The organism is Brevibacterium antiquum, assembly GCF_016107655.1.
Classification (GTDB): Bacteria; Actinomycetota; Actinomycetes; order Actinomycetales; family Brevibacteriaceae; genus Brevibacterium; species Brevibacterium antiquum.
Genome location: NZ_JABASX010000003.1, coordinates 299,733 through 324,546, shown reverse-complemented (window position 1 = coordinate 324,546; position 24,814 = coordinate 299,733). Strand labels below are relative to the sequence as shown.

20 protein-coding genes are annotated in these 24,814 nt (G+C 62.6%); 13 read left to right on the top strand and 7 right to left on the bottom strand.

The window, feature by feature from the left end; genetic code table 11:
- Positions 1-151 precede the first annotated feature (151 nt).
- Together JFC13_RS06940 and JFC13_RS19830 are read left to right on the top strand one after the other, a co-directional pair.
- On the top strand, positions 152-1,531 hold the full coding sequence (locus JFC13_RS06940) for a glycine--tRNA ligase (protein ID WP_198396353.1): 1,380 nt from the start codon (positions 152-154) through the stop codon (positions 1,529-1,531).
- Positions 1,532-1,789: 258 nt separating this feature from the next.
- Entirely contained in the window at positions 1,790-2,158 is a 369-nt protein-coding gene (locus tag JFC13_RS19830; RefSeq protein WP_198396352.1) for a hypothetical protein, read from the top strand.
- A 96-nt stretch (positions 2,159-2,254) separates the two neighbouring features.
- Here the strand turns inward: JFC13_RS19830 and JFC13_RS06930 are convergent, their stop codons facing one another.
- Both JFC13_RS06930 and JFC13_RS06925 read right to left on the bottom strand, forming a co-directional pair.
- On the bottom strand, positions 2,255-3,646 hold the full coding sequence (locus tag JFC13_RS06930; protein ID WP_096177750.1) for an aspartate aminotransferase family protein: 1,392 nt from the start codon (positions 3,644-3,646) through the stop codon (positions 2,255-2,257).
- Positions 3,643-4,128: an Lrp/AsnC family transcriptional regulator gene (locus tag JFC13_RS06925; RefSeq protein WP_096167274.1), complete on the bottom strand. Its 486-nt coding sequence runs from the start codon at positions 4,126-4,128 to the stop codon at positions 3,643-3,645. The genes JFC13_RS06930 and JFC13_RS06925 overlap by 4 nt, the downstream gene beginning before the upstream one ends.
- A 192-nt stretch (positions 4,129-4,320) precedes the next feature.
- Between JFC13_RS06925 and JFC13_RS06920 the strand changes: the two genes are divergently transcribed.
- Positions 4,321-5,649, top strand: coding sequence for a M24 family metallopeptidase (locus JFC13_RS06920; RefSeq protein WP_198396351.1), 1,329 nt, complete (start codon positions 4,321-4,323; stop codon positions 5,647-5,649).
- A 34-nt stretch (positions 5,650-5,683) separates the two neighbouring features.
- On the opposite strand, the gene JFC13_RS06915 is transcribed toward JFC13_RS06920, so the two are convergent.
- Positions 5,684-7,072, bottom strand: coding sequence for an L-lactate permease (locus JFC13_RS06915; RefSeq protein WP_198396350.1), 1,389 nt, complete (start codon positions 7,070-7,072; stop codon positions 5,684-5,686).
- 78 nt (positions 7,073-7,150) lie between these two features.
- Here JFC13_RS06915 and JFC13_RS06910 point away from each other — a divergent pair, with 78 nt between their 5' ends.
- The 9 genes from JFC13_RS06910 to JFC13_RS06870 all read left to right on the top strand — a co-directional run bounded on the left by JFC13_RS06910 (position 7,151) and on the right by JFC13_RS06870 (position 18,284).
- Positions 7,151-7,699 (top strand): helix-turn-helix domain-containing protein, encoded by a 549-nt coding sequence (locus JFC13_RS06910; RefSeq protein WP_198396349.1) that lies wholly within the window; start codon positions 7,151-7,153, stop codon positions 7,697-7,699.
- 177 nt (positions 7,700-7,876) lie between these two features.
- The gene (locus tag JFC13_RS06905; protein ID WP_198396348.1) at positions 7,877-9,529 is read left to right on the top strand and encodes an ATP-binding cassette domain-containing protein; all 1,653 of its coding nucleotides are present in this window, start codon (positions 7,877-7,879) and stop codon (positions 9,527-9,529) included.
- A 57-nt stretch (positions 9,530-9,586) separates the two neighbouring features.
- Complete coding sequence (gene dusB / locus JFC13_RS06900) at positions 9,587-10,777, top strand: tRNA dihydrouridine synthase DusB (RefSeq protein WP_198396347.1); 1,191 nt, start codon at positions 9,587-9,589, stop codon at positions 10,775-10,777.
- 2 nt (positions 10,778-10,779) lie between these two features.
- Complete coding sequence (locus JFC13_RS06895) at positions 10,780-12,087, top strand: deoxyguanosinetriphosphate triphosphohydrolase (RefSeq protein WP_198396346.1); 1,308 nt, start codon at positions 10,780-10,782, stop codon at positions 12,085-12,087.
- A gap of 3 nt (positions 12,088-12,090) precedes the next feature.
- Positions 12,091-14,262 carry a DNA primase gene (gene dnaG / locus JFC13_RS06890; RefSeq protein WP_198396345.1) on the top strand — a complete coding sequence of 724 codons (2,172 nt, stop codon included), beginning with the start codon at positions 12,091-12,093 and terminating at the stop codon, positions 14,260-14,262.
- Between the two features lie 90 nt (positions 14,263-14,352).
- Positions 14,353-14,997 carry a TetR/AcrR family transcriptional regulator gene (locus tag JFC13_RS06885; RefSeq protein ID WP_198396344.1) on the top strand — a complete coding sequence of 215 codons (645 nt, stop codon included), beginning with the start codon at positions 14,353-14,355 and terminating at the stop codon, positions 14,995-14,997.
- A gap of 11 nt (positions 14,998-15,008) precedes the next feature.
- Positions 15,009-16,775, top strand: coding sequence for an MDR family MFS transporter (locus JFC13_RS06880; RefSeq protein ID WP_198396343.1), 1,767 nt, complete (start codon positions 15,009-15,011; stop codon positions 16,773-16,775).
- The gene (locus JFC13_RS06875) at positions 16,717-17,682 is read left to right on the top strand and encodes a D-2-hydroxyacid dehydrogenase (protein ID WP_198396342.1); all 966 of its coding nucleotides are present in this window, start codon (positions 16,717-16,719) and stop codon (positions 17,680-17,682) included. The genes JFC13_RS06880 and JFC13_RS06875 overlap by 59 nt, the downstream gene beginning before the upstream one ends.
- Positions 17,683-17,687: 5 nt before the next feature.
- Positions 17,688-18,284 (top strand): hypothetical protein, encoded by a 597-nt coding sequence (locus JFC13_RS06870; protein WP_232488282.1) that lies wholly within the window; start codon positions 17,688-17,690, stop codon positions 18,282-18,284.
- A gap of 159 nt (positions 18,285-18,443) precedes the next feature.
- Here the strand turns inward: JFC13_RS06870 and JFC13_RS06865 are convergent, their stop codons facing one another.
- Positions 18,444-19,871 (bottom strand): glyceraldehyde-3-phosphate dehydrogenase, encoded by a 1,428-nt coding sequence (locus tag JFC13_RS06865; RefSeq protein WP_198396340.1) that lies wholly within the window; start codon positions 19,869-19,871, stop codon positions 18,444-18,446.
- A 53-nt stretch (positions 19,872-19,924) separates the two neighbouring features.
- Complete coding sequence (locus tag JFC13_RS06860; RefSeq protein WP_198396339.1) at positions 19,925-20,965, bottom strand: YhjD/YihY/BrkB family envelope integrity protein; 1,041 nt, start codon at positions 20,963-20,965, stop codon at positions 19,925-19,927.
- Between the two features lie 102 nt (positions 20,966-21,067).
- On the opposite strand from JFC13_RS06860, the gene JFC13_RS06855 reads away from it, so the two are divergent.
- The gene (locus JFC13_RS06855) at positions 21,068-21,769 is read left to right on the top strand and encodes a DedA family protein (protein WP_232488281.1); all 702 of its coding nucleotides are present in this window, start codon (positions 21,068-21,070) and stop codon (positions 21,767-21,769) included.
- Positions 21,770-21,824: 55 nt separating this feature from the next.
- On the opposite strand, the gene JFC13_RS06850 is transcribed toward JFC13_RS06855, so the two are convergent.
- Both JFC13_RS06850 and JFC13_RS06845 read right to left on the bottom strand, forming a co-directional pair.
- Positions 21,825-22,841 carry a glutathione S-transferase family protein gene (locus JFC13_RS06850; RefSeq protein ID WP_198396487.1) on the bottom strand — a complete coding sequence of 339 codons (1,017 nt, stop codon included), beginning with the start codon at positions 22,839-22,841 and terminating at the stop codon, positions 21,825-21,827.
- A gap of 112 nt (positions 22,842-22,953) precedes the next feature.
- Positions 22,954-24,762: an AMP-dependent synthetase/ligase gene (locus JFC13_RS06845; RefSeq protein ID WP_232488280.1), complete on the bottom strand. Its 1,809-nt coding sequence runs from the start codon at positions 24,760-24,762 to the stop codon at positions 22,954-22,956.
- Positions 24,763-24,814 lie beyond the last annotated feature (52 nt).

Genomic DNA, 24,814 nt, shown 5'->3' with positions numbered 1-24,814 from the left:
CCCCACGTCCGCCGAGGTGGTTCTGCGGACCGGATTAAGTGTGAGTTCCGTCGCCCACGAGCCGAGACCCTCGGACGGGAGCGCAACAGATAGGCTGTACCTGCGAGCCACGGCAGCCGGCCGTCGGCGACCTACCTCAAGGAGAATAAACGTGGCACAGTCCAAGTTGGATGCCGTCATCGCCCTGGCCAAACGCAGAGGATTCGTCTTCCAAGCCGGAGAGATCTATGGCGGGTCCCGTTCGGCCTGGGACTACGGGCCCTTGGGCGTTGAGCTCAAGGACAACATCAAGGCCCAGTGGTGGCAGACCTTCGTCCGCGGTCGCGAAGACGTCGTCGGACTCGACTCCTCTATCATCCTGCCCAAGCGCGTCTGGGAAGCCTCCGGACACGTGGAGACCTTCGTCGATCCGCTCGTCGAGTGCCTCAACTGCCACAAGCGCCACCGCGAGGACCACCTCGTCGAAGCCTATGAAGCCAAGCACTCGAAGACACCCGAGAACGGCATGGCCGACATCGTCTGCCCCGACTGCGGGAACCGTGGACAGTGGACCGAGCCGCAGGAGTTCTCCGGCCTGGTCAAGACCTTCCTGGGTCCGGTGGAATCGGAGGCAGGTCTGAACTACCTGCGCCCCGAGACCGCACAGGGGATCTTCGTCAACTTCAACAACGTCGTCACCGCTGCACGGAAGAAGCCGCCCTTCGGCATCGGCCAGATCGGCAAGGCCTTCCGTAACGAGATCACTCCCGGAAACTTCATCTTCCGCACACGTGAGTTCGAACAGATGGAGCTCGAGTACTTCGTTCGTCCCGAAGAGGCCGACGCCTACTATCGCGAGTGGGTTGAGGCCTGCTGGAACTGGTTCATCGACCTCGGCATCTCCGAAGACAACGTGCGCCGCCTCGACGTTCCCGAAGATGACCGGGCACACTACTCGTCCGGCACGATCGACGTTGAGTACCGCTTCGGCTTCCAGGGATCGGAATGGGGCGAGCTGATGGGCGTGGCCAACCGCACCGACTACGACCTCGGCACCCACACCGAGGCTTCCGGTGCGAAGCTGCAGTACTTCGATCAGGCCAGCGGTGAACGCTTCACTCCCTACGTGATCGAACCATCCTTCGGTCTGACTCGTTCGATGATGGCCTTCCTCGTCGATGCCTACACCGAGGACGAGGCACCGAACACCAAGGGCGGCGTGGACAAGCGCATCGTGCTCAAGCTCGATCCGCGCCTGGCTCCGATCAAGGCGGCCGTGCTGCCGCTGAGCCGCAACGAGAAGCTGACACCGGCGGCCAAGGAACTCGCGGCTCGTCTGCGCAGGCGTTGGAACATCGACTTCGATGATGCCGGCGCGATCGGTCGTCGGTACCGTCGTCAGGACGAGATCGGCACCCCGCTGTGCATCACGTTCGACTTCGACTCGCTCGACGACAACGCGGTCACGATCCGCAAGCGCGACGATATGAGCCAGGAGCGCGTCAGCCTCGATCAGGTCGAGAATTACCTGGCCGAGCACCTCGGCGTCTGACAGTCCGCTGGCGTCTGATAGTCCGCTGGGGTCTGACCACCAGTTGGAACCTGTCACCGGCGGCTTCTGAGATTCGGGCCCGGTCGGTCGTGAAATCGACCGACCGGGCCCTTTCGGTTGCGCTGCCGTGGGCACGATCATCGACATCGCCATTCAATTCGCGCACGGAGCCCGCGCATCGACACGAAGGTCCGCCATGCATATGACGTTCCAAGGGGAGCCCACAGCCTCGCCGAGGGTCCGCCTGATCATGATCGTGTGCCTCCTGCCGCTGGTCCTCATCACGATCGGGGCCTTGTCCTTCTGTGGCCGCACGGACCGGAGCTGGACCTGCCCGGCGGCGGTCCGATGACGAACACCGCACCGGGAGTCTCTCACGCTGAAGCCAGAGTCACCGCCGTGGACGCGTCGAGCTGCGAGACCCTGACACTGGGGGAGATGGCAACTGAGGTGGTGAGCATCCTCGTGTGTTCGATCGGCTTGGTCATCGCCATCCCGCTGACGACTGCTCTAGGGGTGCTCGTCGTACGATCGGGCCTGCGACCGCCGCCACGCGCAGCACCGTCGCAGGGCAGCATCCCACCCTCGCAGGAGCAGAACTCCACGGCCGACCCAGCCCTGGACTGACGCCTGACATGAAGTGCGGATGCCCGACATGAGACTGCCCCGAGACCTCAAAGAGGAATCGGGGCAGTTTCCATGCGACCAGGCTTCAGGCTACGATCAGAGCTTCGTCCAGGCTTCCGAGAGGACGCCGCGGATGATCTGCTCCATCTCGTCGAATTCCTTCTGACCCACGGTCAGGGGAGGTGAGAGCTGGATGACTGGATCCCCACGGTCATCGGCACGGCAGTACAGGCCGTTCTCATACATCTTCGCGGACACGAAGTTCTTGAGGATGCGCTCAGACTCCTCCTCTGTGAAGGACTCCTTGGTGTCGCGATCCTTGACGAGTTCGATGCCGTAGAAGAAGCCCTCACCGCGAACGTCACCGACGATCGGCAGGTCCTTGAGCTTCTCGAGCGTGAACTTGAACGCGGCAGCGTTCTCATGGACGTGGTCGTTGAGCTTCTCCTTTTCGAACACGTCGAAGTTCGCCATCGCGGCGGCACAGGCGACGGGATGACCGCCGAAGGTGTAGCCGTGGTAGAAGGTCTCCTCGCCACCGGGGCCGAAGGGCTCGAATAGGCGATCCGAGGCGATCATCGCACCCAGCGGAGCATACCCGGAGGTGATGCCTTTGGCGCTGGTGATGATGTCGGGGACGTAGCCGAAGTCATTGCAGGCGAACATGTCGCCGATACGACCGTAGGCGCAGATGGTCTCATCGGAGACCATGAGCACGTCGTACTCGTCGCAGATCTCACGCACGCGATCGAAGTATCCGGGTGGCGGTGGGAAGCAGCCGCCGGAGTTCTGCACCGGCTCGAGGAACACGGCCGCAACCGAATCGGCACCTTCGAACTCGATGGCCTCGGCGATGCGGTCGGCTGCCCAGCGGCCGAAGGCCTTCTCATCGTGGGCGTAGGGCTGCGGCGAACGGTAGAAGTTCGTGTTGGGCACCTTGATCGCACCAGGGACCAGCGGCGCGAACTGTTCGCGCAGATCAGGCAGCGAGGTCACGGACAGGGCACCGTGCGGCGTGCCGTGGTAGGCGGTGGCGCGCGAAATGATCTTGTGCTTGCCCGGCTTGCCGGTGATCTTGAAGTAGTTCTTCGCCAGCTTCATCGCGGACTCGACCGAATCACCGCCGCCGGAGGTGAGGAAGACGCGGTTGAGGTCGCCGGGAGCGTAGCTGGCCAGGCGCTCCGAGACCTCGATGGCCTGCGGATGCGCGAAGGACCACAGCGGCATGAATGGCAGCTTCAGCGCCTGATCGTACATTGCCTTCGCGATCTCCTCGCGACCGTGGCCCACCTGGACAGTGAAGAGTCCGGCCAGGCCGTCAAGGTACTTATTGCCCTTGTCGTCGAAGATGTGGTGGCCTTCGCCACGGGTGATGATCGGTGCCTCACCACCGTTGAACAGTGACTGGTGTGGAGCCATATGCATCCACACGTTGTTGCGGATGGCATCCTGATAGCCGGTGCCAGCTCTGGTGACATTCTCTGTCATCGCGTCCCCCAATTGTATTTTTGCTTTTCGAGTGAGAGGTACATGAAGAGCTCCGTGTCCACGACTGCGTCGATCGAGCGGAGCTCTTGGTTGACGAATTCGATCAGGTGGCGATCCGATTCGCAGACGATCTCGACCAGGATGTCGAACGACCCTGCGGTCACGACGAGATAGTCGATCTCGTCGTATCCGTGAAGTCTGTCGGCGACCTTGGAGATATCGCCGCGAACCTTGACTCCCACCATGGCCTGTCGGGCGAAGCCCAGACTCAAGGGATCGGTCACGGCGACGATTTCCATCACGCCGGAGTCGATGAGCCTGGAGACCCGCTGACGGACAGCAGCTTCGGACAGCCCGACGGACTTGCCGATGGCCGAATACGACTTGCGTCCATCGTGCTGCAGCTCGACGATGATCGCTTTCGATTTCTCGTCGAGATTGCCCAGGCGGTGACTGCTTCCGCTCGGCATCAAGTGGGCCATTCTTCACCTCCGTGATTCGGGTCTCAGCACAATCTATCATCAATTCGGTCGGAATGCGCACCCTGGCGTGCGAATTCCGTCGAATCTCAAAAAGAATGATTCTGGATCCGTCATGAATTCGCATTTCTACGCGCGACAACACGCGTGTCGCAGTGATTGACATGGTGTGATGCGGCTCACCACACTGTAATCATGAATGAGGGTGAGCTGTTCTATGCCGGAGAAGACAACCGGCCGGATGTGCAGGGAATGCGGCCCGGTGCTGAGCAGGGCCGGGCAGGACAGGAAGTCAGAGCTCGCCCACAGCCGCGGCCAGGCGAGGTCGACACGATCGGCGCGAACAGTCTGTCGTTCTCCCCGGACGAGTACTTGGGGCGCATCGCCTCGGTGCGCAATCGGATGGTCGATCAGGGACTGTCTGCGCTCATCGTCACTGACCCCGCAAACGTCTACTATCTGACCGGCTACAACGCCTGGTCCTTCTATACCCCGCAGCTGCTGTTCGTCCCGGCTGCGGGCCCGCTGACACTGTTTCTGAGGGACATGGACGCCAAGGGAGCTATGCACACCTCGTGGCTGCCGCCCGAGGACATCGTCGGATATCCCGAACGCTATGTGCAGAGACCCCACATCCACCCGTTCGACTGGGTGGCGTTCGCACTCCGACAGCGTTGGGAGGTCGCCCGGGCGTCCTCATCGCCGGTCGGCGTCGAGATGGACTCGCACTTCTTCTCGCCGCGTGCTTTCCGATCGCTGGTCAACGGCGTGCCTGAGTGGAGGCTCGTTGACTCCTTCGAGCTGGTCAACTGGATCCGGGCGATCAAATCTCCGGCCGAGGTGGCGCTGATGCGCAATGCCGCCGAGGTGACCACGGAGTCGATGAACGCGGCACTGGGAACCATCGGGGTCGGCATCGCGCAGAACGAGGTGGCGGCGGAGATCGCCGCCGCGCAGGCTCGCGGACGCGGCAGCGCCTGGGGTGACTATCCGGCCATCGTTCCGCTGCTGCCCACAGGGGAGAGTGCCGATACTCCGCACCTGAGCTGGACGGACCGCAAGTTCATCGACGATGAGTCGGTGAGCATTGAGCTGGCCGGCGTCCACCGCCGCTACCACGTGCCCTTGGCTCGGACTGCCGTGGTCGGAAAGCCGAAGCAGGAGCTCATCCGTCTCGAAGGCGTCGTCGCCGAGGCGCTGTCCGCGGTTCTCGAAGTCGCCGCGCCCGAGGTGGCCACCGCTGAGCTCGCCCGGACGTGGAATCGGGTGCTGGCACTGGCGGGCCTGGAGAAGCCGAGCCGCCTGGGGTATTCAATCGGCATCGGCTATCCGCCCGATTGGGGCGAGCGCACGATCTCGATCAGGACCGAGGACGATCAGTTCCTCGAGGCGGGAATGACCTTCCACCTCATCTGCGGAATGTGGATGAACGGGTACGGTTACGAGCTGTCCGAGTCCGTTCTCATCACCGACACCGGCTGTGACACATTCACCGCTTTCCCGCGCGAGCTGATCCGGGTCTGACAACCACCTCGGCGCCGGCAGATCGATCTGGATCTCAGGCCATGAACTGGATCCAGAGACCGAGCGCCACCGCGTTGACTCCGGCTGCAGTCAGGGCCCGGCCCTGAACCCAGCCGATGTCATCTGCCGAAGCGGGCGCTGAAGGTTCGGCCATCTGCACCGACATCGCCACACGCGGAGGGGCAGCGAGTGCTGCGAGCGAGGCGGCGGCGTTGCCTGCTGCCACCACGGGCAGAGATGGAACGTGGGACGCTGTGGCAACCGCGTCGATGGTGCCGGTGAACATGGAGTTTGCGCCGGTGTTCGAGCCGGTGACGACGGCTCCGATCGCCGTCAGCCATGGTGTGAAGAGGACGAGTCCGGCGGGCACAAGTGTCCCGATGGCTGCGCTCATCCCGGTTGTCGTCATGATCCACCCCATGAGCATGAACGCGGCAGTTCCGGCACCGATGGGCAGCCAGGAGCGGACGGCGGACGCCGTGACGCTGCTGCGAGAGGTGACTCTGAATGCGGCGATCACGCAGGCAGCAGCCAGCCAGAACGGGGGCGAGGCGACGATCTGAGTCAGCAGCGAAGGGAACGCCGACTCCAGTGCGCGTGCGATGAGCAGGCCCACGGTGAGGGTGGTGTACGGCAGGACTGCCAGGCCCAATCTGTGTGTGAAGCCGGTTCTGCGGCGGCGGAGGATGAAGAGGGTGCCCATTACGGCGATGACGAGGAGCGAGCCGATGATGCCGGCCGGGGCCATGCCGATCAGGATGTTCGCGGCGAGGATGCCGGTCCATAGGAGGGCTGCAGCGGCGCCGATTCCGAGGCAGGAGGTCAGTCTGGGGCGCATGACGAGGATCACCGAGGTGGCCACGATGATGACCGGAATCGCATTGGTCCACGCTGTTGCCACACCGAGAACGTCTACGTTGATGCCGGTGAGAGCCGCAGCGACCGTGGTCCCGGGGCCGAGTGCGCCCCACGGTACGGCGATGAGTCCCAGGAGTCCGAGAATCGCTGATTGACGCAGCGAACAACCGAGCAGTCGAAGAACGGGGACTCCGATAGTCACCCCGATGCCGAAGCCGGTGACAGATTCGGCGAACGGGACGAGGCCGAAGACGACGAGGGCCACACCGAGCGGCCGACTGGGTGCCGCCGATTCGACCCAGGCGGAGATCTCGCCCATCGAGCCTGCCGCTTCAAGCAGGCGAGCGAGGACCATCCCGAAGAGGAGGATGAGGGCGACTTCGAGGATGAGGGGAAAGTAGTCCGCCCCGGATTCGAGCAGAACCGACAGCGGCGTCGGAAAGAAGAAGATGACTGCAAGACCGGCGGCGATGACCCCGGCTGCGGCGGAGATCCACGAACTCTGCTTGAACATGAGCAGGGCGATGGCGAGCATAATGGGGGCAAGTGCCAGCAGTGGAGTCATATGAGAAGTTCCATCATGTGAAGAAGTCTATATTGATGGAACTCACTCTACTATCCAAGAATAAACTATGATGTCACAATGGCGAACACAGAGGACCTCGGAGCCCGTGTATTCGGCGCGCGGATCAGAGCCCGCCGCAAGTACAACGACTTGACGCTCAACGAACTGGCAGTCCGTGCTGGACTCTCCCGTGCGGCACTGTCGAAGATCGAACGCGGCGAACAGGACACCTCGGTCTCGAACGCCATGGGCCTCTCCCGCGCACTCGGCGTCGATGTGGGAGAGCTCCTCGCTCCGCCGGAGGTGGTCATCGCCCGGAGCAGCTCCATCCCTGCCCACAGCGGATACGGCAGGGGCACGCTGCGGCGCGACCTTCCCGCGCCGCAGGAGAACATGGAAGTCGTCCACTACAAACTCGATCCGCACTGCGAAACCGCGTCGTTCGCCGCACACCGCAGCGGCTCACGTGAGTCCTTCTTCGTCCTCGCCGGCACGATCGAAATCGTCACCATCGATCGCCGGACGACTCTGCGAGCGGGAGACTGTGCGCAGGCGCCGGGCGATGTTCCCCATCAGCTGTCCAACCCGGGTGACGAGCCGGCGGAACTCATGCTCTTCATCGTCTGAGGCGCAGTTGGCTCAAGGGTCTGTCAGCACCCTTGACGAAACGAACCGACCTCGGGCATCCTGGTGCTGATCCATTCCCGGCGAAAGACAGTCACTTCGTGAAGTAATTCCTCATTTCCGCATCACGCGGGTGCAACGGACCCGCAGCGCACTTCTGTGCACGAAATGAGGACACACATGACTGCTGCCGTATCCATCTCCGATCTCGGCTACCGCCTCGGCGACGACACCGAGATCTTCACATCGCTGAGCGCCACGATCCCTGCTGCCACCGTCGGCCTGGTCGGCGACAACGGGGTGGGCAAATCCACTCTCGCCAGGATCATCGCCGGTCTGCTCAGGCCCACTGCCGGGAGCATCACCGGTGCCGAGGGCGCCGTCTACATCGATCAGCTGCTGCCGCACGCCGAGGACAGCGTCGCCTCGGCGCTGGGAATCACCGAAATCAGATCGGCACTGTCGACAGCCCTGGCTGGGCAGGCCCAACCCGATGACTTCGAGGTCATCGGTGATGACTGGGACATCGAAGAGCGGGCGCTGAGTGCTCTGGCCGATCTTGGCCTCATGCTCGACGCCGCTGCCCTTGACCGCCGGCTGTCCACCTTCTCGGGAGGTCAGGCCATGCGCATCGGTTTGGCCAGAGCCGCGCTGGCGGGCGACCGCTGGTTGATCCTCGACGAACCCAGCAACAACCTCGACGAGGCAGGGCGTCGACGCCTGGCCGCTCTGCTCCAGGACAGGACCGGACCGACCTTGGTGATCTCGCACGACCGCGCACTTCTGTCGACCGTCTCCACGATCGTCGAGATGACGGACCAGCTGCGGGTGTACGGAGGAGACTTCGACGACTACGAGGCCATGGTCGCGGCCGAGGAAGAGGCGAAGCTCGCCGATCTCGTCGACGCCAAGAGGACCCTGGCGATCGAGAAGCGCCAGCGCATCGAACTCGAGACGAAACTGGCCCGAGCCGACCGAAAGGCGGCCAAGGACAAGGAGAACAAACGTCGACCGAAGATCGTCATGAACGGTCTGACGGACTTCGCCCAGAAGAGCGCTGCGAAGCGTCGAGGAGACAAAGCCGCCGACGAGGAGCAGGCCCGCTCCTCGGTTCGCTCTGCCAAGGACGCCCTGCGCAGGGACTCGAGCATTCGCCTGGATCTGCCGGAGACCGCGATCCATTCCGGTAAGCGAGTCCTCGACATCTCCGGGGGAGCGCTGGACCAGCCGCGCACGGTGGTCGGACCTGAGCGCATCAGGCTGACCGGTGCCAACGGCTCCGGGAAGTCGACGTTGCTGACCGCAATCGCCGGCAGAAACGACACAGGTGCGCCTGTACACGAGCTGTTTCCGAACATGTCGATCACAGTTCCGGTCCCGATCGGCATCCTCGACCAGCAGTACAGGCTGCCGCCGACGCTGACCGTCATGGAGGCGGTGAGGGAGAACAACCCCAGTCTCGGCCCGCACCGCGTCCATGAGGTATTGGCGGCGATGGGGCTGCGAGCGGGCCGGACCGATCAGCTCTGCTCGACCTTGTCGGGAGGGGAGCGGTTCCGTGTGGCACTGGCGACGACTCTGCTCCAGGACCCCGCTCCGCAGCTGCTCGTACTCGACGAGCCGGGCAACAACCTGGACCTGTCATCGCTGACCGCGCTCGTGACCGCTCTGGACGGATTCGGCGGATCCATGATCGTGGTCACCCACGATGATCGTCTCGCCGAGGAGATGCGTCTTGACGTCGAATGGGACATCCGGGAATTTCTGGCCCAGGAACAGGTTGAAATGGACAGAGATGAGAAAGAGAAGGAGGAGCCATATGGGCGATCGTGAGTCGGCGGCATCTGCTTGTGCAGGTGTTCCATCATTTGACGGCTCGGGGATAATGGCATGGTGAGTGTCATCAGCCCTGCCCCAGAATCCGCATCCCCAACCACCGTCGAGCCTCTGCGCATCGGCCCCATCGAGCTGTCCTCGCCGGTGGTGCTGGCACCGATGGCGGGAATCACCAACACCGCCTTCCGCCGCCTGTGCCGCGAGTACGGAGCCGGTCTCTATGTGACAGAGATGGTGACGTCCAGAGCGCTTGTCGAGCGCAGCCCCAAAAGCATGCGGATCATCCAGCATGAGCCGTATGAGACCCCGCGCTCGGTGCAGCTCTACGGCGTCGACCCGGAGACGATCGGGCAGGCCGTGCGGATGCTCGTGGACGAAGACCGCGCCGACCACATCGACCTCAACTTCGGCTGCCCCGTGCCCAAGGTCACCAGGAAGGGCGGCGGCTCGGCCCTGCCCTGGAAGAAGGACCTGTTCAAGGCCATCGTCACCACGGCCGTGACCGAGGCGGACCGCGGTGGCATCCCTCTGACGGTGAAGATGCGCAAAGGCATCGACAAGGACCATCAGACCTTCCTCGACGCCGGCGAGACGGCCCGCAATGCGGGTGTGGCAGCGATTGCCCTCCACGGCCGATCCGCGGCGGACCTGTACTCCGGACAGGCTGATTGGGACGCCATCGCCCGACTCAAGGACCACCTCGGCGACACCGTTCCGGTCCTGGGCAACGGCGACATCTTCGCGGCAGAGGATGCACTTGAGATGATGCGCCGCACGGGATGCGATGGAGTCGTCATCGGCCGTGGATGCCAGGGTCGGCCCTGGCTGTTCGGTGACCTCGCCAATGCACTGGGCGGCAGCGACGAGCGCTTCCGACCCGGCCTCGCCGAGGTTGCACGCGCCGTCTACAAGCACGGTGAATACCTGGCCGAATACTACGAGGACGAATTCTACGGAGTCCGTGACCTGCGCAAACACGTCGCCTGGTATTTCAAGGGCTATCCGGTCGGGGGAGACCTGCGGCGTCAGCTGGCGATGGTCTCTTCGCTCGAAGAGCTCGAGGGGCTGCTGGCCCAACTCGATCAGAACGCACCGTATCCTGGTACGGATGCGGAAGGCTCCCGGGGGCGGACCACCCGCCCGAAGAAGCCGCATCTGCCCGAAGGGTGGCTCGACTCCCGCATCTTCGATGTCAGCGGGAAGTCTCTGCTCTCCGAGGCGGAACTCGACATCTCGGGAGGATGACAATGCCATTCGAATCTCACTCACGCACATCGGTGCGCTCGGGGACCGTGGCGACCTACACGCCGTGGGACGAGGAACGATGGGTGAGTGAACCGGCGAAGAATCCACGCCGCTCGGCCTTTCAGCGTGACCGGGCACGGGTTGTGCATTCCGCGGGTCTGCGCAGACTCGGCGCCAAGACTCAGGTCGTCGAACCAGGCACCGACGACTTCGTCCGTACTCGGCTCACGCATTCCCTCGAGGTCGCCCAGGTCGGACGCGAACTCGCCCGCTACCTCGGCTGCGACCCCGATATCGTCGACACCGCCTGCCTCAGCCACGACCTCGGCCACCCGCCCTTCGGTCACCACGGCGAGACCATTCTTGACGCACTGTGCGTCGACATCGGCGGATTCGAGGGCAATGCGCAGACGCTGCGTCTGGTGACCCGGATCGAACCGAAGGTGATCGCCGATGACGGTCGCCCGGCCGGACTCAATCTGACACGGGCGAGCCTCGACGCGCTGACCAAATACCCATGGTCGCGAAGCGAGGCATCCGTGGGTCGGCGTGACTCCGGTGTCAGGAAGTTCGGCGTCTACGACGACGACAGAGGAGTCTTCGACTTCTACCGCGACGGGATCGAGAACGGCAAACGATGCATCGAAGCCCAGGTGATGGACCTCGCCGATGACATCTCCTACTCCGTCCACGACGTCGAAGACGCGATCGCCGGCGGCCATCTGCACCTGGGAGATTTCGCTGGCACGGACCGCCGCGGAGAGCTCTTCGACATCACCCGGAAGTGGTATCTGCCGACCACGAGCGATGAGGAGATGGACAAGGCTCTGTCGAGGCTGCAGGTCGCGGCATACTGGCCGTCGGAGACCTATGACGGATCCAGGCGGGCCCAAGCGGCACTCAAACACATGACGAGTCAGCTCATCGGACGGTTCGTCGGTGCAGCGGAGGCCGCAACCCGTGAGGAGTTCGGATGGGAGCCCTTGTCCCGTTACGCAGCCGCCCTCGTGGTCCCCGAACATACGGCTGTCGAGATCGCCGTTCTCAAGGGAATGGCGACGCTGACGGTGATGGTCGCCGAGGATCGTCTGCGTCTCCATGACATCCAGTCCGCCGTCATCACCGAGCTGTCCCAGTGGTACTCCGAGTCGCCGACCAATCTCGAGCCGATGTTCAGGACCGACTACTTCGAGGCCGCCGACGATGCGGCCAGGCTGCGCGTCGTCGTCGACCAGATCGCATCGCTGACCGATCATTCCGCCTGGGCCCTGTACCACCAGCTCAAAGCAGGGGCGGAGGATCGTCTCTAGACCATGGCCGGACTGATCAGACGCGAGGACATCGACGAGCTGCGAAGTCGAACCCGCATCGACGAGGTGGTGGGCGAGTTCGTCACGCTCAAGACCGCGGGAATCGGCTCGCTCAAGGGCCTCTGCCCATTCCATGATGAGAAGACCCCGTCGTTCACCGTTCGTCCTCAGGTCGGGATGTATCACTGCTTCGGCTGCGGTGAGTCTGGCGACGTCTTCGCCTTCCTGCAGAAGATCGAACAGCTCAGCTTCGTCGAAACCGTCGAATCTCTGGCCGGCAAGATCGGGATGCATCTGCGCTATGAAGATGGCAAGGGTCCCGATCGTGAGCAGGCCAGCCGGCGCCAACGCCTGCTGGAGATGCACGAGGTCGCGCAGCGCTTCTTCACTCAGTCGCTGGAAGGTGAGCAGGGACAGATCGGTCGGGAGTTCCTCGAAGGCCGTGGCTTCCCCAGCAGCTCGAGCCGAGAATTCGGCCTCGGCTTCGCACCCAAGTCCTGGGATTCGCTGACCAGCCAGCTCAAACGAGCCGGTTTCAGCGAAGAGGAGGTTCTTGCAGGAGGCTTGGCCAGTGAGGGTGGCCGCGGCATCTACGACCGTTTCCGGGGCAGGGTCGTCTGGCCCATCAAGGACATGACCTCACGGACCATCGGCTTCGGGGCCAGGCGCCTGTTCGACGATGACCAGGGCCCGAAGTATCTGAATACTCCGGAAACCGCCCTCTATCACAAGAACCAGGTGCTCTACGGTCTGGATCTGGCCAAGAAGGACATCGCGAAGACCAAGCGCGTGGTCATCGTCGAGGGCTATACAGATGTCATGGCCGCACACCTGGCTGGAGTCACGCAGGCGGTGGCCACATGTGGAACGGCCTTCGGGCCCGAGCATGTGAAGATCGTGAGGCGACTGCTCGGCGACGACCCGACGGGACAGGTGATCTTCACCTTCGACGGAGACGCAGCCGGACAGAAGGCGGCACTGCGGGCCTTCGAGTTCGAAAGTGAGTTCACCGCCCAGACCTTCGTCGCAGTCGAGCCGGACGGACTCGACCCCTGCGACCTGCGGATGCAGAAGGGCGACGGTGCGCTGCGCGAACTCATCGACGGTCGCAAACCGCTCTTCGAGTTCGTCATCACCACCGCGATCTCTCGCTACGATCTCGACTCGGTCGAGGGGAGGATCGCTGCAGTCAAGGCCAGTGCCGAGGTCCTGACCGACATTCGCGATCGCAACAGCCTCAGCCACTACTATCGCTTTGTCGCCGGCCGCATCGGCGTCGACATCGACGAGGTGGAATCTGCGGTCAGGGATGCCCGAAAGAGGCCGAAGAAATCGCAGCCTCACCAGTCTCGTCAGACTCAGGGCGGCTCACCGCAGGCCCTGCCGGAGACTCCTCCCGGACCGGCCCAGACACCGCCCGGACCGGCCCAGACACCGCCCGGACCGGCTCAGACATCGCCCGGATCGCAGGGTCAGTCTGCCCCGTGGAACCAGCACCAATCGGCTCCGGCGCAGACCCGGCCAGGGCGGCAGGCCGCCGGCGCGCAGGCGTCGGGACCGGCGTCCGGACGGCAGGCGCCGGGACAGCCAGCGCCCGGCTCCGCCGGGGGAGTTGCCGGCAGGGACGACACCGCCATCGAATACGTCTACGACGAGCGCCCAGACGTGTCGAACCTGTCGGCCCCGATCAGCCCCGCTCGCCTGAAGACGGAGAAGGGGGCCCTGATGGTGGCGCTGCAGCATCCCGAGTTCGTCAACGCAAAGCTCTTCGACTCCCTGTCTGCCCGCGCCTTCGAACACCCGGGCTATCGCCGGATCCAGTCTGCGATCAAGGCTGCCGGGGGACTGAAGGCAGCCGGAGGTGTGAACTCAGCCGGATCCGCCGACGCCGCGCGCTGGGCGGAAGCCGTCCTCGCAGCCAGTGACGAGGATCTCAGGCCCTATGTCATGCAGCTGCTCGTGTCTCCCTTGCCGGTGGCAGACGGTGTCAGCGCGGAGGGATTCGCCAGAGGCATCGTGGCCCGCCTCTTCGACTACGACCTCGAACGGATCGCCAAGGAGCTGCACTCACGGCTGCAGCGGCAGGACACCACGGACACCGATGCGCAGACGACGCTTCTGGGGCAGCTGCAGGTTCTCGAACAGCACAGGGCACGGTTGAAGACACTGATGTGAAGGCGGCGAATCTCGCCTGAGAACGTGAAATAGTGCACAATTGCAATTTTGCAGTTGGTGAAAAGTTGCATGAGATGCAAAAATGGTCTCATGCGTGAATCCGAACCCGAATCCCTCCGTGCCAAAAAGGCGCGTCAGACGCGTCATGCGCTGCACGACGCGGCAATCACTCGGGTTATCGACGAGGGACTCGACTGCGCGACGGTGGCGAATATCGCCGCCGATGTCGGCGTATCCACACGAACCTTCTTCAACTACTACGCGACGAAGGAAGATGCCATCGTCGGGCTCGACGAGTCGAATATCGACGCCAAGCTGGTGGAAGACTACGTCCACTCTGATTCAGGGGTGGAGGATCTGGCCGAGGACACTGCCCGTTTCGTCCGCGAAGTGCTGCTCATGGGTTCGATGGATCCCAGCCTGCCGGCACGGCGCAGGAAACTGTTCGCCCGCTATCCGGAGCTGGTCAGCAAGCGCTTCGATCGGGCCGAGGCTCTTGAAGAGCTCGTTGCCGAACACGTGTTGGCTCGTCTGCGCTTCCTGGGGCAGGAGTTCTCCACCGAAGAATCGGCCTGGCGCAGCGCCAGGATGCTCACCCAACTGTGCCGGGTGCCCCTGAACCACGCTGGTCAGACGGTCAAGCGCTCACCCGAGCGCATTGACGAGAAGTCCGGCACGCAACCACTCTTCGAAGAATCATTGGGACTCTTCCTCAAGGTTCTGGACCGACTATGACAAAGGCTGAAATGAGAAGCAATCAAGGACTGAGAGCCGGCGAAACGCCGAAGTCCCCGGAGGACCGCAGCGAACCCGAGCAGATGAAGACATCTGCGATCATCCTGTTGTTTGTGGGACTGATGATCGCGATGTTCATGTTCTCCCTCAACCAGACGGTGCTGGCGACCGCCCTGCCGACGATCGTCGGTGAACTCGACGGTGTTGACCAGATGCTGTGGGTGTCCACAGCGTTCATGCTCGCCTCGACGATCATGATGCCCATCTACGGCAAGGTCGGCGACCTGTTCGGTCGCAAACCGCTCTTCATGTTCGCGATCTGCTGCTTCCTGCTCGGCTCGGTCTTCGCACTCATCGCAAACGACATGTCGATGCTCATCTTCGGTCGTGTGCTCCAGGGCATCGGCGGCGGCGGCATGATGATCCTGTCGCAGTCCATCATCGCCTCTGTGGTCCCAGCCCGTGAACGTGGCAAGTACATGGGCATCATGGGTTCGGCCTTCGCCGTGTCCTCAGTCGCCGGCCCACTCATCGGCGGTTGGCTGACGGAAGGTCCCGGCTGGCGCTGGGCCTTCGCCATCAACTTCCCACTGGGCATCATCGCTCTCATCGCTGCCGCCATCTTCCTCAAGGTGCCCAAACGGGCCCCTGGACCACGTCCGAAGATCGACGTCATCGGCATGGCCCTGATCTCGATCGTCACTTCCTGCATCGTCCTCGTATCCGCATGGGGCGGACACGACTACGAATGGGGATCGTGGCAGATCAACGGCCTCATCGTCGTCGGTGTCCTCGCGATCGTCGGATTCATCTTCGTCGAGCTCAAGGTCAGCGAGCCGGTCATCCCGATGTACCTGTTCAAGAACCGCGACTTCCTGCTGTGCACCATCGCAGGCCTGTTCATCGGCGTCGGAATGTTCGGTGTTCTGTCCTACATGCCCACCTATCTGCAGATGGTTCACGGCATCGATGCCACAGTGGCGGGCCTGATGATGGTTCCTATGATGGGCACGATGCTCATCTCCTCGACCCTCATCGGGTTCGTCGTGTCCCGCACCGGCAAGTATAAGAAATACCCTCTGATGGGCATCCTGATCATGGCTGCCTCTCTTGTGCTGCTGTCGCAGCTCAAAGCAGACAGCGCCGCTTGGGAGACCATGGGCTGCTTGGCTCTGCTGGGGCTCGGACTGGGACTGAGCATGCAGACCCTCGTGCTCGTCGTCCAGAACGCATTCCCCGTTGCCATGGTCGGCACTGCCACAGCATCGAACAACTACTTCCGCCAGGTCGGAGCGACCTTGGGCATGGCCTTCATCGGTTCGGTCTTCACACAGCGCCTCCTGGACAACATCAAAGACGGGATGGGCGAGCTGGCAAAGGCCAATCCGTCGCAGCCGCTGCCCAAGGTGTCCTCGACGGGGCTCACACCCCAGATCGTCGCCGACATGCCTGAGCCGCTGCACACTCTCATCATCACGTCGTACAACGACGCCTTGGTGCCGCTGTTCCTGTGGGTCGCCCCACTGGCAGTCCTCGGGTTCGTCTTCCTGTGCTTCCTGCCCAACACACCGCTGGCTCAGACCTTGAAGGCTGACCCTGCGAAACGAGAGCTCGTGCGAGTCGGCGCAGACTCATCCGCCAGTCTGACGGACGTTTCCCAGAGTCAGACCGACTCATCCGATAGTCTGGCTGAGAAGGCTAGGCTGAAGGAGTCGACTCATGACGGTACTGACCATACTCAACGCCCCTGGGACGGAGATTCCGGACCAGCTCACTGATCTCGGTCGAAAGGAGGACGTCGAGCTGCGGATCGTCGAGGCCCACGAGTTGGGCTCCGCTCTCCCCGGCACCGATGTCCTCCTTCTCTGGGACTTCTTCTCAAAGGCGCTGCGCAGCGAATTCGGACACGCTGACAGCCTGAAGTGGATCCACGCGGCCGCGGCAGGGGTGGACTCGCTGCTGTTCGACGAACTCTCGGCCTCGGAGGTGGTGGTCACGAATGCACGTGGCATCTTCGACCGTCCGATCGCGGAATTCGTGCTCAACTACATCCTGATCCATGCGAAGAACTCGCTGCGATCACTTCAGGACCAACGGGAGTCCGTCTGGAACCGTCGATCGACCAAGAATCTCGCGGGATCCCAGGCTCTGATCGTCGGCACAGGTTCGATCGGCCGGGAGATCGCCAGGGTCCTCAGCGCCCTCGACGTCAATGTCACCGGAGCCGGCAGCCACGCACGGACCGGAGACGCTGACTTCGGGATCGTCATCGACTCATCTCAGCTGAGTTCTCACCTGTCCGGCGTCGACTGGGTCATCAACATCGCGCCGCTGACGGACAGAACGAAGAACCTCTTCGACGCCGAGGTGTTCGCCGCCATGGAGTCAAGCGCCTACTTCGTCAATGTCGGTCGTGGTGAAGGTGTTGTCACCTCCGACCTCGTCAACGCACTCGAGACAGGTCAGATCTCCGGTGCAGGCCTCGACGTCTTCGACGAAGAGCCGCTGCCAGCCGACCACCCCTTGTGGCAGGCCGACAACGTCATCGTCACTCCGCACATGAGTGGGGACACAGATGGATGGCGTACACGCCTGGCCGGCCAGTTCGTCGACCTGTTCGAGAAGTACGCGGCAGGTGAGACGTTCCCGCACACGGTCGACAAGGCGGCGGGCTACGTACGATGACCGAGATGTCAGACCATGCTGCCCAGCGGGCGTTCCTCGCTCAGATCGTCGGCGAACTCATTGCGGTGCGCAGAGCACGACTGCTGAGCATGCTCGTGTTGGCCCTTGCCATGCTCGTAGCCGGTCTCGGCGCGGCGATGCAGGCGCAGGGGACTCGGGTGGACACGGTTCTGCTGTTCTCAGCATTCAGTCTCATCATGATCGGAATCGTGTGCGCCCTGGGTGCGATCATCGCGTGGACGAGGATCAATCGTGACATCCTCGACTCAGTATCCTCCGCCAGACCGGCCCGTGCCCGCGCACCCAGAAGCCGCAACGCGGGTATGGCTGTGGCAATCGGCTTTGCGGTGATCGGACTCCTGTTCGGATGGATGCTGTTCTCGATGACACCGATCTTGGCAGTCGCGGTTGTCCTGGCATGTGCGATTCTCGCCTGTCTGGGACCTGTGTGGGCCAATGAACTCTCCAGCGCTGATGATCGCTTTGCCGTGATTCTCGACAGCGATGACGAGCTGGCCGATCGGTTCCGCACCTATACCCCGATCTGGCTTCACGACGCGTTCGAGAATGAGAAGGCAGGCAGGGGCAGAGACCGAGCCTGAACAGGTTCGCCGGTCACCGGTCGCATACGGACAGGACGTCTCAGCCGCCGTAGGCAGGAAAGCACTCGAGGCGAGCCCACACTCACAGACAGTGAAGCGCCCGCAGCCATTCAGGCTGCGGGCGCTTACGCATGCGATCAGTCGCTCGGATCGATCAGATCAGGGGAACGCAGGAACGTCGACTCCGGCCATCTTCGCCACACAGCGAATGACTTGGCAGCTGTAGCCGAACTCGTTGTCGTACCAGACGTAGACGACGACGCGGTCGTCATCGACGATCGTGGCCAGGCCATCGACGACGCCTGCTCGCTTCGATCCGACGAGGTCGCTGGAGACCAGTTCGGGGGAGGAGACGTAGTCGATCTGATTGCGCAGCGACGAATTCATCGAGGTCTCACGCAGGAACTCGTTGAGCTCATCGACGCTCGTTGCATTCTCAAGGTTGAGGTTGAGGATCGCCATCGACACGTTCGGCGTGGGAACCCGGATCGCGTTGCCTGAGAGCTTGCCTTTGAGCTCGGGCAGAGCCTTCGCGACGGCCTTGGCCGCTCCGGTTTCGGTGAGCACCATGTTGAGGCCGGCAGCGCGGCCACGACGGGAGCCCTTGTGGAAGTTGTCGATGAGGTTTTGGTCGTTGGTGAACGAGTGCACCGTCTCGACGTGGCCGTTGCGGACCCCGTACTTGTCATGGAGGGCCTTGAGCACCGGGGTGATCGCGTTCGTGGTGCACGATGCGGCTGACATGACAGTATCGTCATCGAGAATGGCCGCGTCGTTGACACCGTAGACGATGTTCTTGACGTCGCCTTTGCCCGGTGCAGTGAGAATGACCTTCGAGGCGCCGGGGCATTCCAGGTGCTTGGACAGACCTTCTTCGTCACGCCATTTGCCGGTGTTGTCAACGATGACGGCATCGTTGATTCCGTACTCGGTGTAGTCGACCTGCGAGGGATCATTGGAGTAGATGACTTGGATCAGCGTTCCGTTGGCCTGAATCGTGTTGGCCTCTTCGTCGACGACGATGCTGCCGTCGAAATTGCCGTGCACGGAGTCACGTCGCAGAAGCGATGCGCGCTTGACGATGTCATCGTCGCTGCCCTTGCGCACGACGATTGCACGCAGACGCATACCTGTGCCGCCAGCGCGATCGATGAGGATGCGAGCCAGCAGACGGCCGATGCGGCCGAAGCCATAGAGCACGATGTCGCGAACTGCACCGTCCTCACCCTTGGTACCCGCAACTGAGGCGAGTTCGGCGGAGAGGAAGCTCTCAACGGAGTCGGACTGCTCCTGCTGCTTCTGGATCAGACGACCCAAGTCGATTCGGGTGGGCCCCAGGTCAAGCTCGGCCAGCGCCCGTACGATCTTCAGCGTGACTTCGATGTCGAGATCCTCGCCGAGGAAGTGGCGGGCATAGCGGTGAGCCTTGATCATTCCGATCACTGACTTATTCAGCAGCGACCGGCCGAACAGCGTCAGCAGTACGTCGTTCTCGCGGTACAGGCGTCCGGTCAGTGGGATGAGTTCTTCGGCGGCAGTCTGCTTGTTCGCCCATTCGTTCAGGCGAGCCGTCGTTGCATCAGTCAAAGGTCGTGTCTCCTCGGTCAGTTAGCGAATTCTCGCTCAGTCTAACGGGTTGTCTAATCGCGTTTCGTCTGGTGCTCGTCGAAGCGTCGGAATCCCAGCAGAGTGAGTGCGATGATGCCGGCGCCGGCCAACAGAGCACCGAGACTCTGGATCTGGACCTGGGGTTCGACGAAGCGGTATTCGGGCGAGGAGTCTTCCTGTGGCCGGGGCGGGTTCGCGGTTCCGATCCAGGCCGCAACGAACAGGATGATCCGGGCGAAGATATTCATCGTCAGCATGATCGCGATGATCGATCCGAACACACCGGCAGCTTTGTTGCCGGAGAAGATCTCGACGAGGACAGTGGCCAGGTTGATGAGAATCGTGAAGGCCACGGCACCGAGGAGTGAGCCCCTGATCTTGGCTCTTTTGCCGACCGGGTGATCGGGCAGCATGGTGAAGAGGAACATGAAGATCAGCCAAGCAGCCCCCAGCGTGATGATGAACGGCACCACCCTGATGACCAATGACCCGAACCCGCCGAGGTTGAGCATCTCGCTGATGATCGAGCCCAGGCCGGTGCCGACGACGGTCAATGCCACCGTGAGCAGCAGGCCCACGATGAGCCCCAGGAGAGTTGCAACGTTGTTGAGGATCTTCTTGACGAATGACTTATCGGGCACGACATCGTCGAAGTCTGCGTGCAGCTGTGCTCTCACCGCAGCACCGAGGTTGCCGATGAATCCCTGGCCTGTGTAGAGAGCCGCCAGGATGGCGATGATGCCGACCGACTGCCAGCTGGTGAGGAAGCTCTCCAGCTGCTCCGTCAGCGATGAGTTTCCGCCCACCTGCTTCTCGATCTGCTCGACGACGATCGGAAGAAGGTCCGGACGTGCAACGTCGAGAACGAAGCCCAGACTGGCGAAGGTGAACATCGCGATCGGCATGACTGCGAGAACCAGGAAGTAGGTGATGGCTGCGCCGAACTGGTTGCCCAGCCGATCGCCGAAGCGTTTGACGGCGCGCATCAGGTGGGCTGGTCCCGGCTGGTTGATGGCGGTGTGGCCGACTTCGGCGACCGTGTTGCGTGAGGCCAGTACTTTGGCTGGTGCCACTTCGTGCTCCTTCGATCGTGACCCGCAGGTGTCTGTTTCAACACTAGCCGCTGGGAGGGTCCTGGGAGTGGTGGGCCGCGCCTGTAATCTAGACTTTTGACCATGCCGACACCAATTTCGACAGCCCTGCCTATCGATCTGATGCTGTCCGCAGGCTCTTCAGCGGCAGGCAATCTCAGCGGCTTCTCCGCCTGGGCCGTGACGCTCATGGAGACGCTGGGGCCCATCGGTGTCGGTTTCTTGGTGTTTTTGGACACCATCTTCCCACCGATTCCCAGCGAACTCGTGCTGCCGCTGGCGGGCTTCACGGCCAGCCAGGGAAGCATGAACATCGTCCTGGCGATCATCCTCGCCACCGTCGGCTCCGTCGTGGGTGCAGTCGTCCTGTGGGCGCTCGGCAAATGGATCGGCCTTGAGCGCATCAGCCGCATTGCCGTGAAGATGCCGTTGGTCGACGTCGATGACGTGCACAAGACGGTTGGATGGTTCGACAAGCACGGTGACAAGGCAGTGTTCTTCGGCCGGATGGTCCCCATCTTCCGGTCCCTGATCTCCATCCCCGCCGGCATGCGGAACATGTCCATCATCAAGTTCCTGGTGCTGACCACCGCAGGAAGCACAATCTGGAACACCATCCTCATCGTTGCCGGCTTCTACCTCGGCGAGAACTGGTCGATTGTGGAAACCTATGCAGGTTACTTCCAGACGCTGGTCATCATTGCCGTGGTCGTCTTCGTCGCCGTGTGGATCGTATTGAAAGTCCGCAAGCGTAGGAGGGCAAAGGCTGCGCGGTCTGGAAGCTGAGCCTTCGGTGCGCATCACGGCGCGGCCTGAATCACTGCACGACCCGCAGACTTCATCACAGCCAGGCGGCAGCGGTGTGCTCCTCCGGAACTTCCTCACCGGCGCGGACAGGTCCGGGGGCGGTGCCGTCGCCGAAGGGTGAGCCACCCAGCCTCTCTCGGCCATGAGGCGAGAGCCAACCGGCGAGATCGGGACCCTTGGGAATGATCTGCGTCGGGTTCACATCGACGTGGACGATGTAGTAGTGCTGTTTGATCTGAGTGAAGTCCACGGTGTCTCCGAATCCCGGAGTCTGGTAGAGATCACGGGCATAGCCCCAGAGGTTCTCGAAATCCCGCAGCGTCTGGCGATTGCACTTGAAGTGTCCGAAGTAGACGGGGTCGAAGCGAACCAGCGTGGTGAATAGACGGACATCCGCCTCGGTGATGGAGCCGCCCATGAGGTACCGGGAATTGCTCAGACGTTGTTCAATCGTGTCGAGAGCAGCGAACAGTCGGTCGAAGGCAGCGTCGTAGGCTTCCTGAGAGCCGGCGAAGCCACAACGGTAGACCCCGTTGTTGATCTCCGTGTAGATCAGGCGCATGACCTTCTCCATCTCCTCCCGAGACTCTTCGGGCCAGAGATCCGGGGCGCCCTCTCTGTGATATTGCTTCCACTGAGTGGAGAAGTCCTCGGTGATCTGCGGGAAATCGTTCGTCACGACAGCACCACTGGCGATTTCGACCATTGCAGGGACGGTGATTCCGCGGGGGTAGTCCGGGAAGCGTGCGAAGAACGCCTGCTGCAGACGCTCGATGCCCAGCACTGGGTCGACTCCGCCGGGGTCGAGGTCGAACGTCCATGACCGAGCATCGTGCGTGGGACCCGGCATTCCGATGGAGATGACGTCCTCGAGGCCCAGCAGCCTGCGGACGATGATCGTCCGGTTCGCCCACGGGCAGGCACGAGCGGCAATGAGTCGGTAGCGACCGGGTTCGACCGGCCACCGCGAGTCGGGAGCGGCAAGGATCCGGTCTTCGATGTAGTTCGTGTCCCGGGCGAATTCCTCGTCCTTGGCCACATAGCTGTTCATCTGGATGCTGTCATCGGACACGGTCCACTCCTTCGCTCAAGTGCCTCAGTGGTCTCCTCTGAGTCCCAGCCTACGTCTCCTTGCGGGCCTGCGTCCCCTCGCCGGACCGTGGTCAGTCGGCGTAGAGCGCGTCGATGTCGGCGGCGAAGTCCTTGCCGACGAGGTGACGCTTGACCGACTGCTTTGCCGACAGGTAGCCGTTGTCTTCGGTGAGTTCAACGGGCAGGATTGTGAACTTCTTGATGCCCTCCGCCCGTGACACGGTTCTGTTGACGTTCTCGACTGCCTGCTCGATGGTGGCTCTCACGGTTTCGTCGGCAGAAGCCTGGCGCAGGTCCATCTCCGGCAGATCATGATTCTTCAACCATGTCGGCAGCATCTCCGAGTCGAGGAAGATGAGTGCAGAGATGAACTTCCGGTTGTCGCCGACGACCACAGGCTGGCCGATGAGCGGGTGGCGGCGCAGTGCATCTTCGAGAGGTGCCGGCGCGATGTTCTTGCCGCTCGAGGTGACGATGAGCTCCTTCTTGCGGCCGCTGATCGTGAGGTAGCCGTCCTCGTCGAGTGAGCCGAGGTCGCCGGTGGCGAACCATCCGTCGTGGAATTCCTTGTCGGTGGCCTTGGGGTTGTTCCAGTATTCGCGGAAGACAGGGACGCCCTTGGCCAGAATCTCCCCATCGGGTGCGATCGCCACGCTGACACCGGGAAGGGGAATGCCGACGGTGCCGATTTTGGCCTTTTCCGGCACATTGACAGTGATCGGGGCGGTCGTCTCCGTCAGGCCGTATCCTTCGAGGACGACGAGGCCGACTCCGCGGAAGAAGTGACCGAGGTGGGCGCCGAGGGGGCCGCCGCCGGAGACCGCGGCGCTGACGTTGTTGCCCATGACCGTACGGAGCTTCGAATACACGAGTTTGTCGAAGAGCGCGTGCTGCAGCTTGAGCGCGACCGGGACCTTGCCGGCATCCGTGGCCTTGGAATAGGAGACCGCGACCTGTTCTGCTCGACGGAAGATCTTCTCCTTGCCGCCGGACTGGGCCGTCGCCAGTGCCGAGTTGAATACCTTCTCGAAGACTCGAGGAACTCCGAGGATGAACGATGGACGGAAGCTGGCAAGCGCGTCGGTGAGCTTGGTCAGGTCGGACTGGTGGGCCAGCAGAGCGCCGGAGCTGATCGCAAGGACCTCGATGAAGCGGGCAAAGACATGTGCCTGCGGCAGGAACAACAGGGCGCGCATGCCTCCGGTGAAGATCTCAGGGATCTGCTCCTGAGCAGCTTGCACCGTCTGCACAAAGTTCCCGTGTGTGAGGACGCAGCCCTTGGGCTTGCCGGTGGTGCCGGAGGTGTAGATGAGGGTGGCGACCGATTCGCCGGTGACCTGTGAGCGCTGAGCTTCGAGGGCGTCATCGCTGATCTCGCGCCCGGTTGTCTCGAGCTCGGCGGAGGCTCCTTGGTCCCACACCCATAGCTGTGGGGCCGCGATTCCGGCGGCGGCCGCAGCGGCTTCGACCCGGTCGGCGTGCTCACGTGTGCTGACAAGGCCACGGCCGACTTCCGCGTCTTTGATCATCCAGGCCAGCTGGTCTTCGGAAGAAGTGTCGTAGAACGGAACGGAGATCGCGCCGGCGAACCACACGGCGTAGTCGCTGAGCGTCCATTCGAAGGAGGTGGGACCGAAGATCGCGATCCGGTCCCCGACCTCGACTCCGGAAGCAATGAGCCCCTTGGCTGCTGTGCGGACCTGGGTGAGGAATTCGCCGGCGCTCACTTCCTCCCAGCCGTTCTCAACTGGTTTGGCCAGCAACGGCAGATTCGCGTCCTCGGCCACCTTCGCGAGGAAGACATCGGTCGTCGATGACGTCGTATCAACCTTGAAGTCCACGACCGGGGTCGTGGATTGGGGCATTGTCGCTGGGCTCATGAGGTCTCCTTCGTGACGTAAGTTACTGCCCGGTTATCCTACTGGTCTGGCG

What these genes read in the sequence shown, in the direction of transcription:
- JFC13_RS06930 (WP_096177750.1), bottom strand. Translation starts at nt 3,646, where the DNA reads ATGACAGAGAATGTCACCAGAGCTGGCACCGGCTATCAGGATGCCATC.
- JFC13_RS06925 (WP_096167274.1), bottom strand. Translation starts at nt 4,128, where the DNA reads ATGGCCCACTTGATGCCGAGCGGAAGCAGTCACCGCCTGGGCAATCTC.
- JFC13_RS06920 (WP_198396351.1), top strand. Translation starts at nt 4,321, where the DNA reads ATGAATGAGGGTGAGCTGTTCTATGCCGGAGAAGACAACCGGCCGGAT.
- JFC13_RS06915 (WP_198396350.1), bottom strand. Translation starts at nt 7,072, where the DNA reads ATGACTCCACTGCTGGCACTTGCCCCCATTATGCTCGCCATCGCCCTG.
- JFC13_RS06910 (WP_198396349.1), top strand. Translation starts at nt 7,151, where the DNA reads ATGGCGAACACAGAGGACCTCGGAGCCCGTGTATTCGGCGCGCGGATC.
- JFC13_RS06905 (WP_198396348.1), top strand. Translation starts at nt 7,877, where the DNA reads ATGACTGCTGCCGTATCCATCTCCGATCTCGGCTACCGCCTCGGCGAC.
- dusB (WP_198396347.1), top strand. Translation starts at nt 9,587, where the DNA reads ATGGTGAGTGTCATCAGCCCTGCCCCAGAATCCGCATCCCCAACCACC.
- JFC13_RS06895 (WP_198396346.1), top strand. Translation starts at nt 10,780, where the DNA reads ATGCCATTCGAATCTCACTCACGCACATCGGTGCGCTCGGGGACCGTG.
- dnaG (WP_198396345.1), top strand. Translation starts at nt 12,091, where the DNA reads ATGGCCGGACTGATCAGACGCGAGGACATCGACGAGCTGCGAAGTCGA.
- JFC13_RS06885 (WP_198396344.1), top strand. Translation starts at nt 14,353, where the DNA reads ATGCGTGAATCCGAACCCGAATCCCTCCGTGCCAAAAAGGCGCGTCAG.
- JFC13_RS06880 (WP_198396343.1), top strand. Translation starts at nt 15,009, where the DNA reads ATGAGAAGCAATCAAGGACTGAGAGCCGGCGAAACGCCGAAGTCCCCG.
- JFC13_RS06875 (WP_198396342.1), top strand. Translation starts at nt 16,717, where the DNA reads ATGACGGTACTGACCATACTCAACGCCCCTGGGACGGAGATTCCGGAC.
- JFC13_RS06870 (WP_232488282.1), top strand. Translation starts at nt 17,688, where the DNA reads ATGTCAGACCATGCTGCCCAGCGGGCGTTCCTCGCTCAGATCGTCGGC.
- JFC13_RS06855 (WP_232488281.1), top strand. Translation starts at nt 21,068, where the DNA reads ATGCCGACACCAATTTCGACAGCCCTGCCTATCGATCTGATGCTGTCC.
- JFC13_RS06850 (WP_198396487.1), bottom strand. Translation starts at nt 22,841, where the DNA reads ATGAACAGCTATGTGGCCAAGGACGAGGAATTCGCCCGGGACACGAAC.
- JFC13_RS06845 (WP_232488280.1), bottom strand. Translation starts at nt 24,762, where the DNA reads ATGAGCCCAGCGACAATGCCCCAATCCACGACCCCGGTCGTGGACTTC.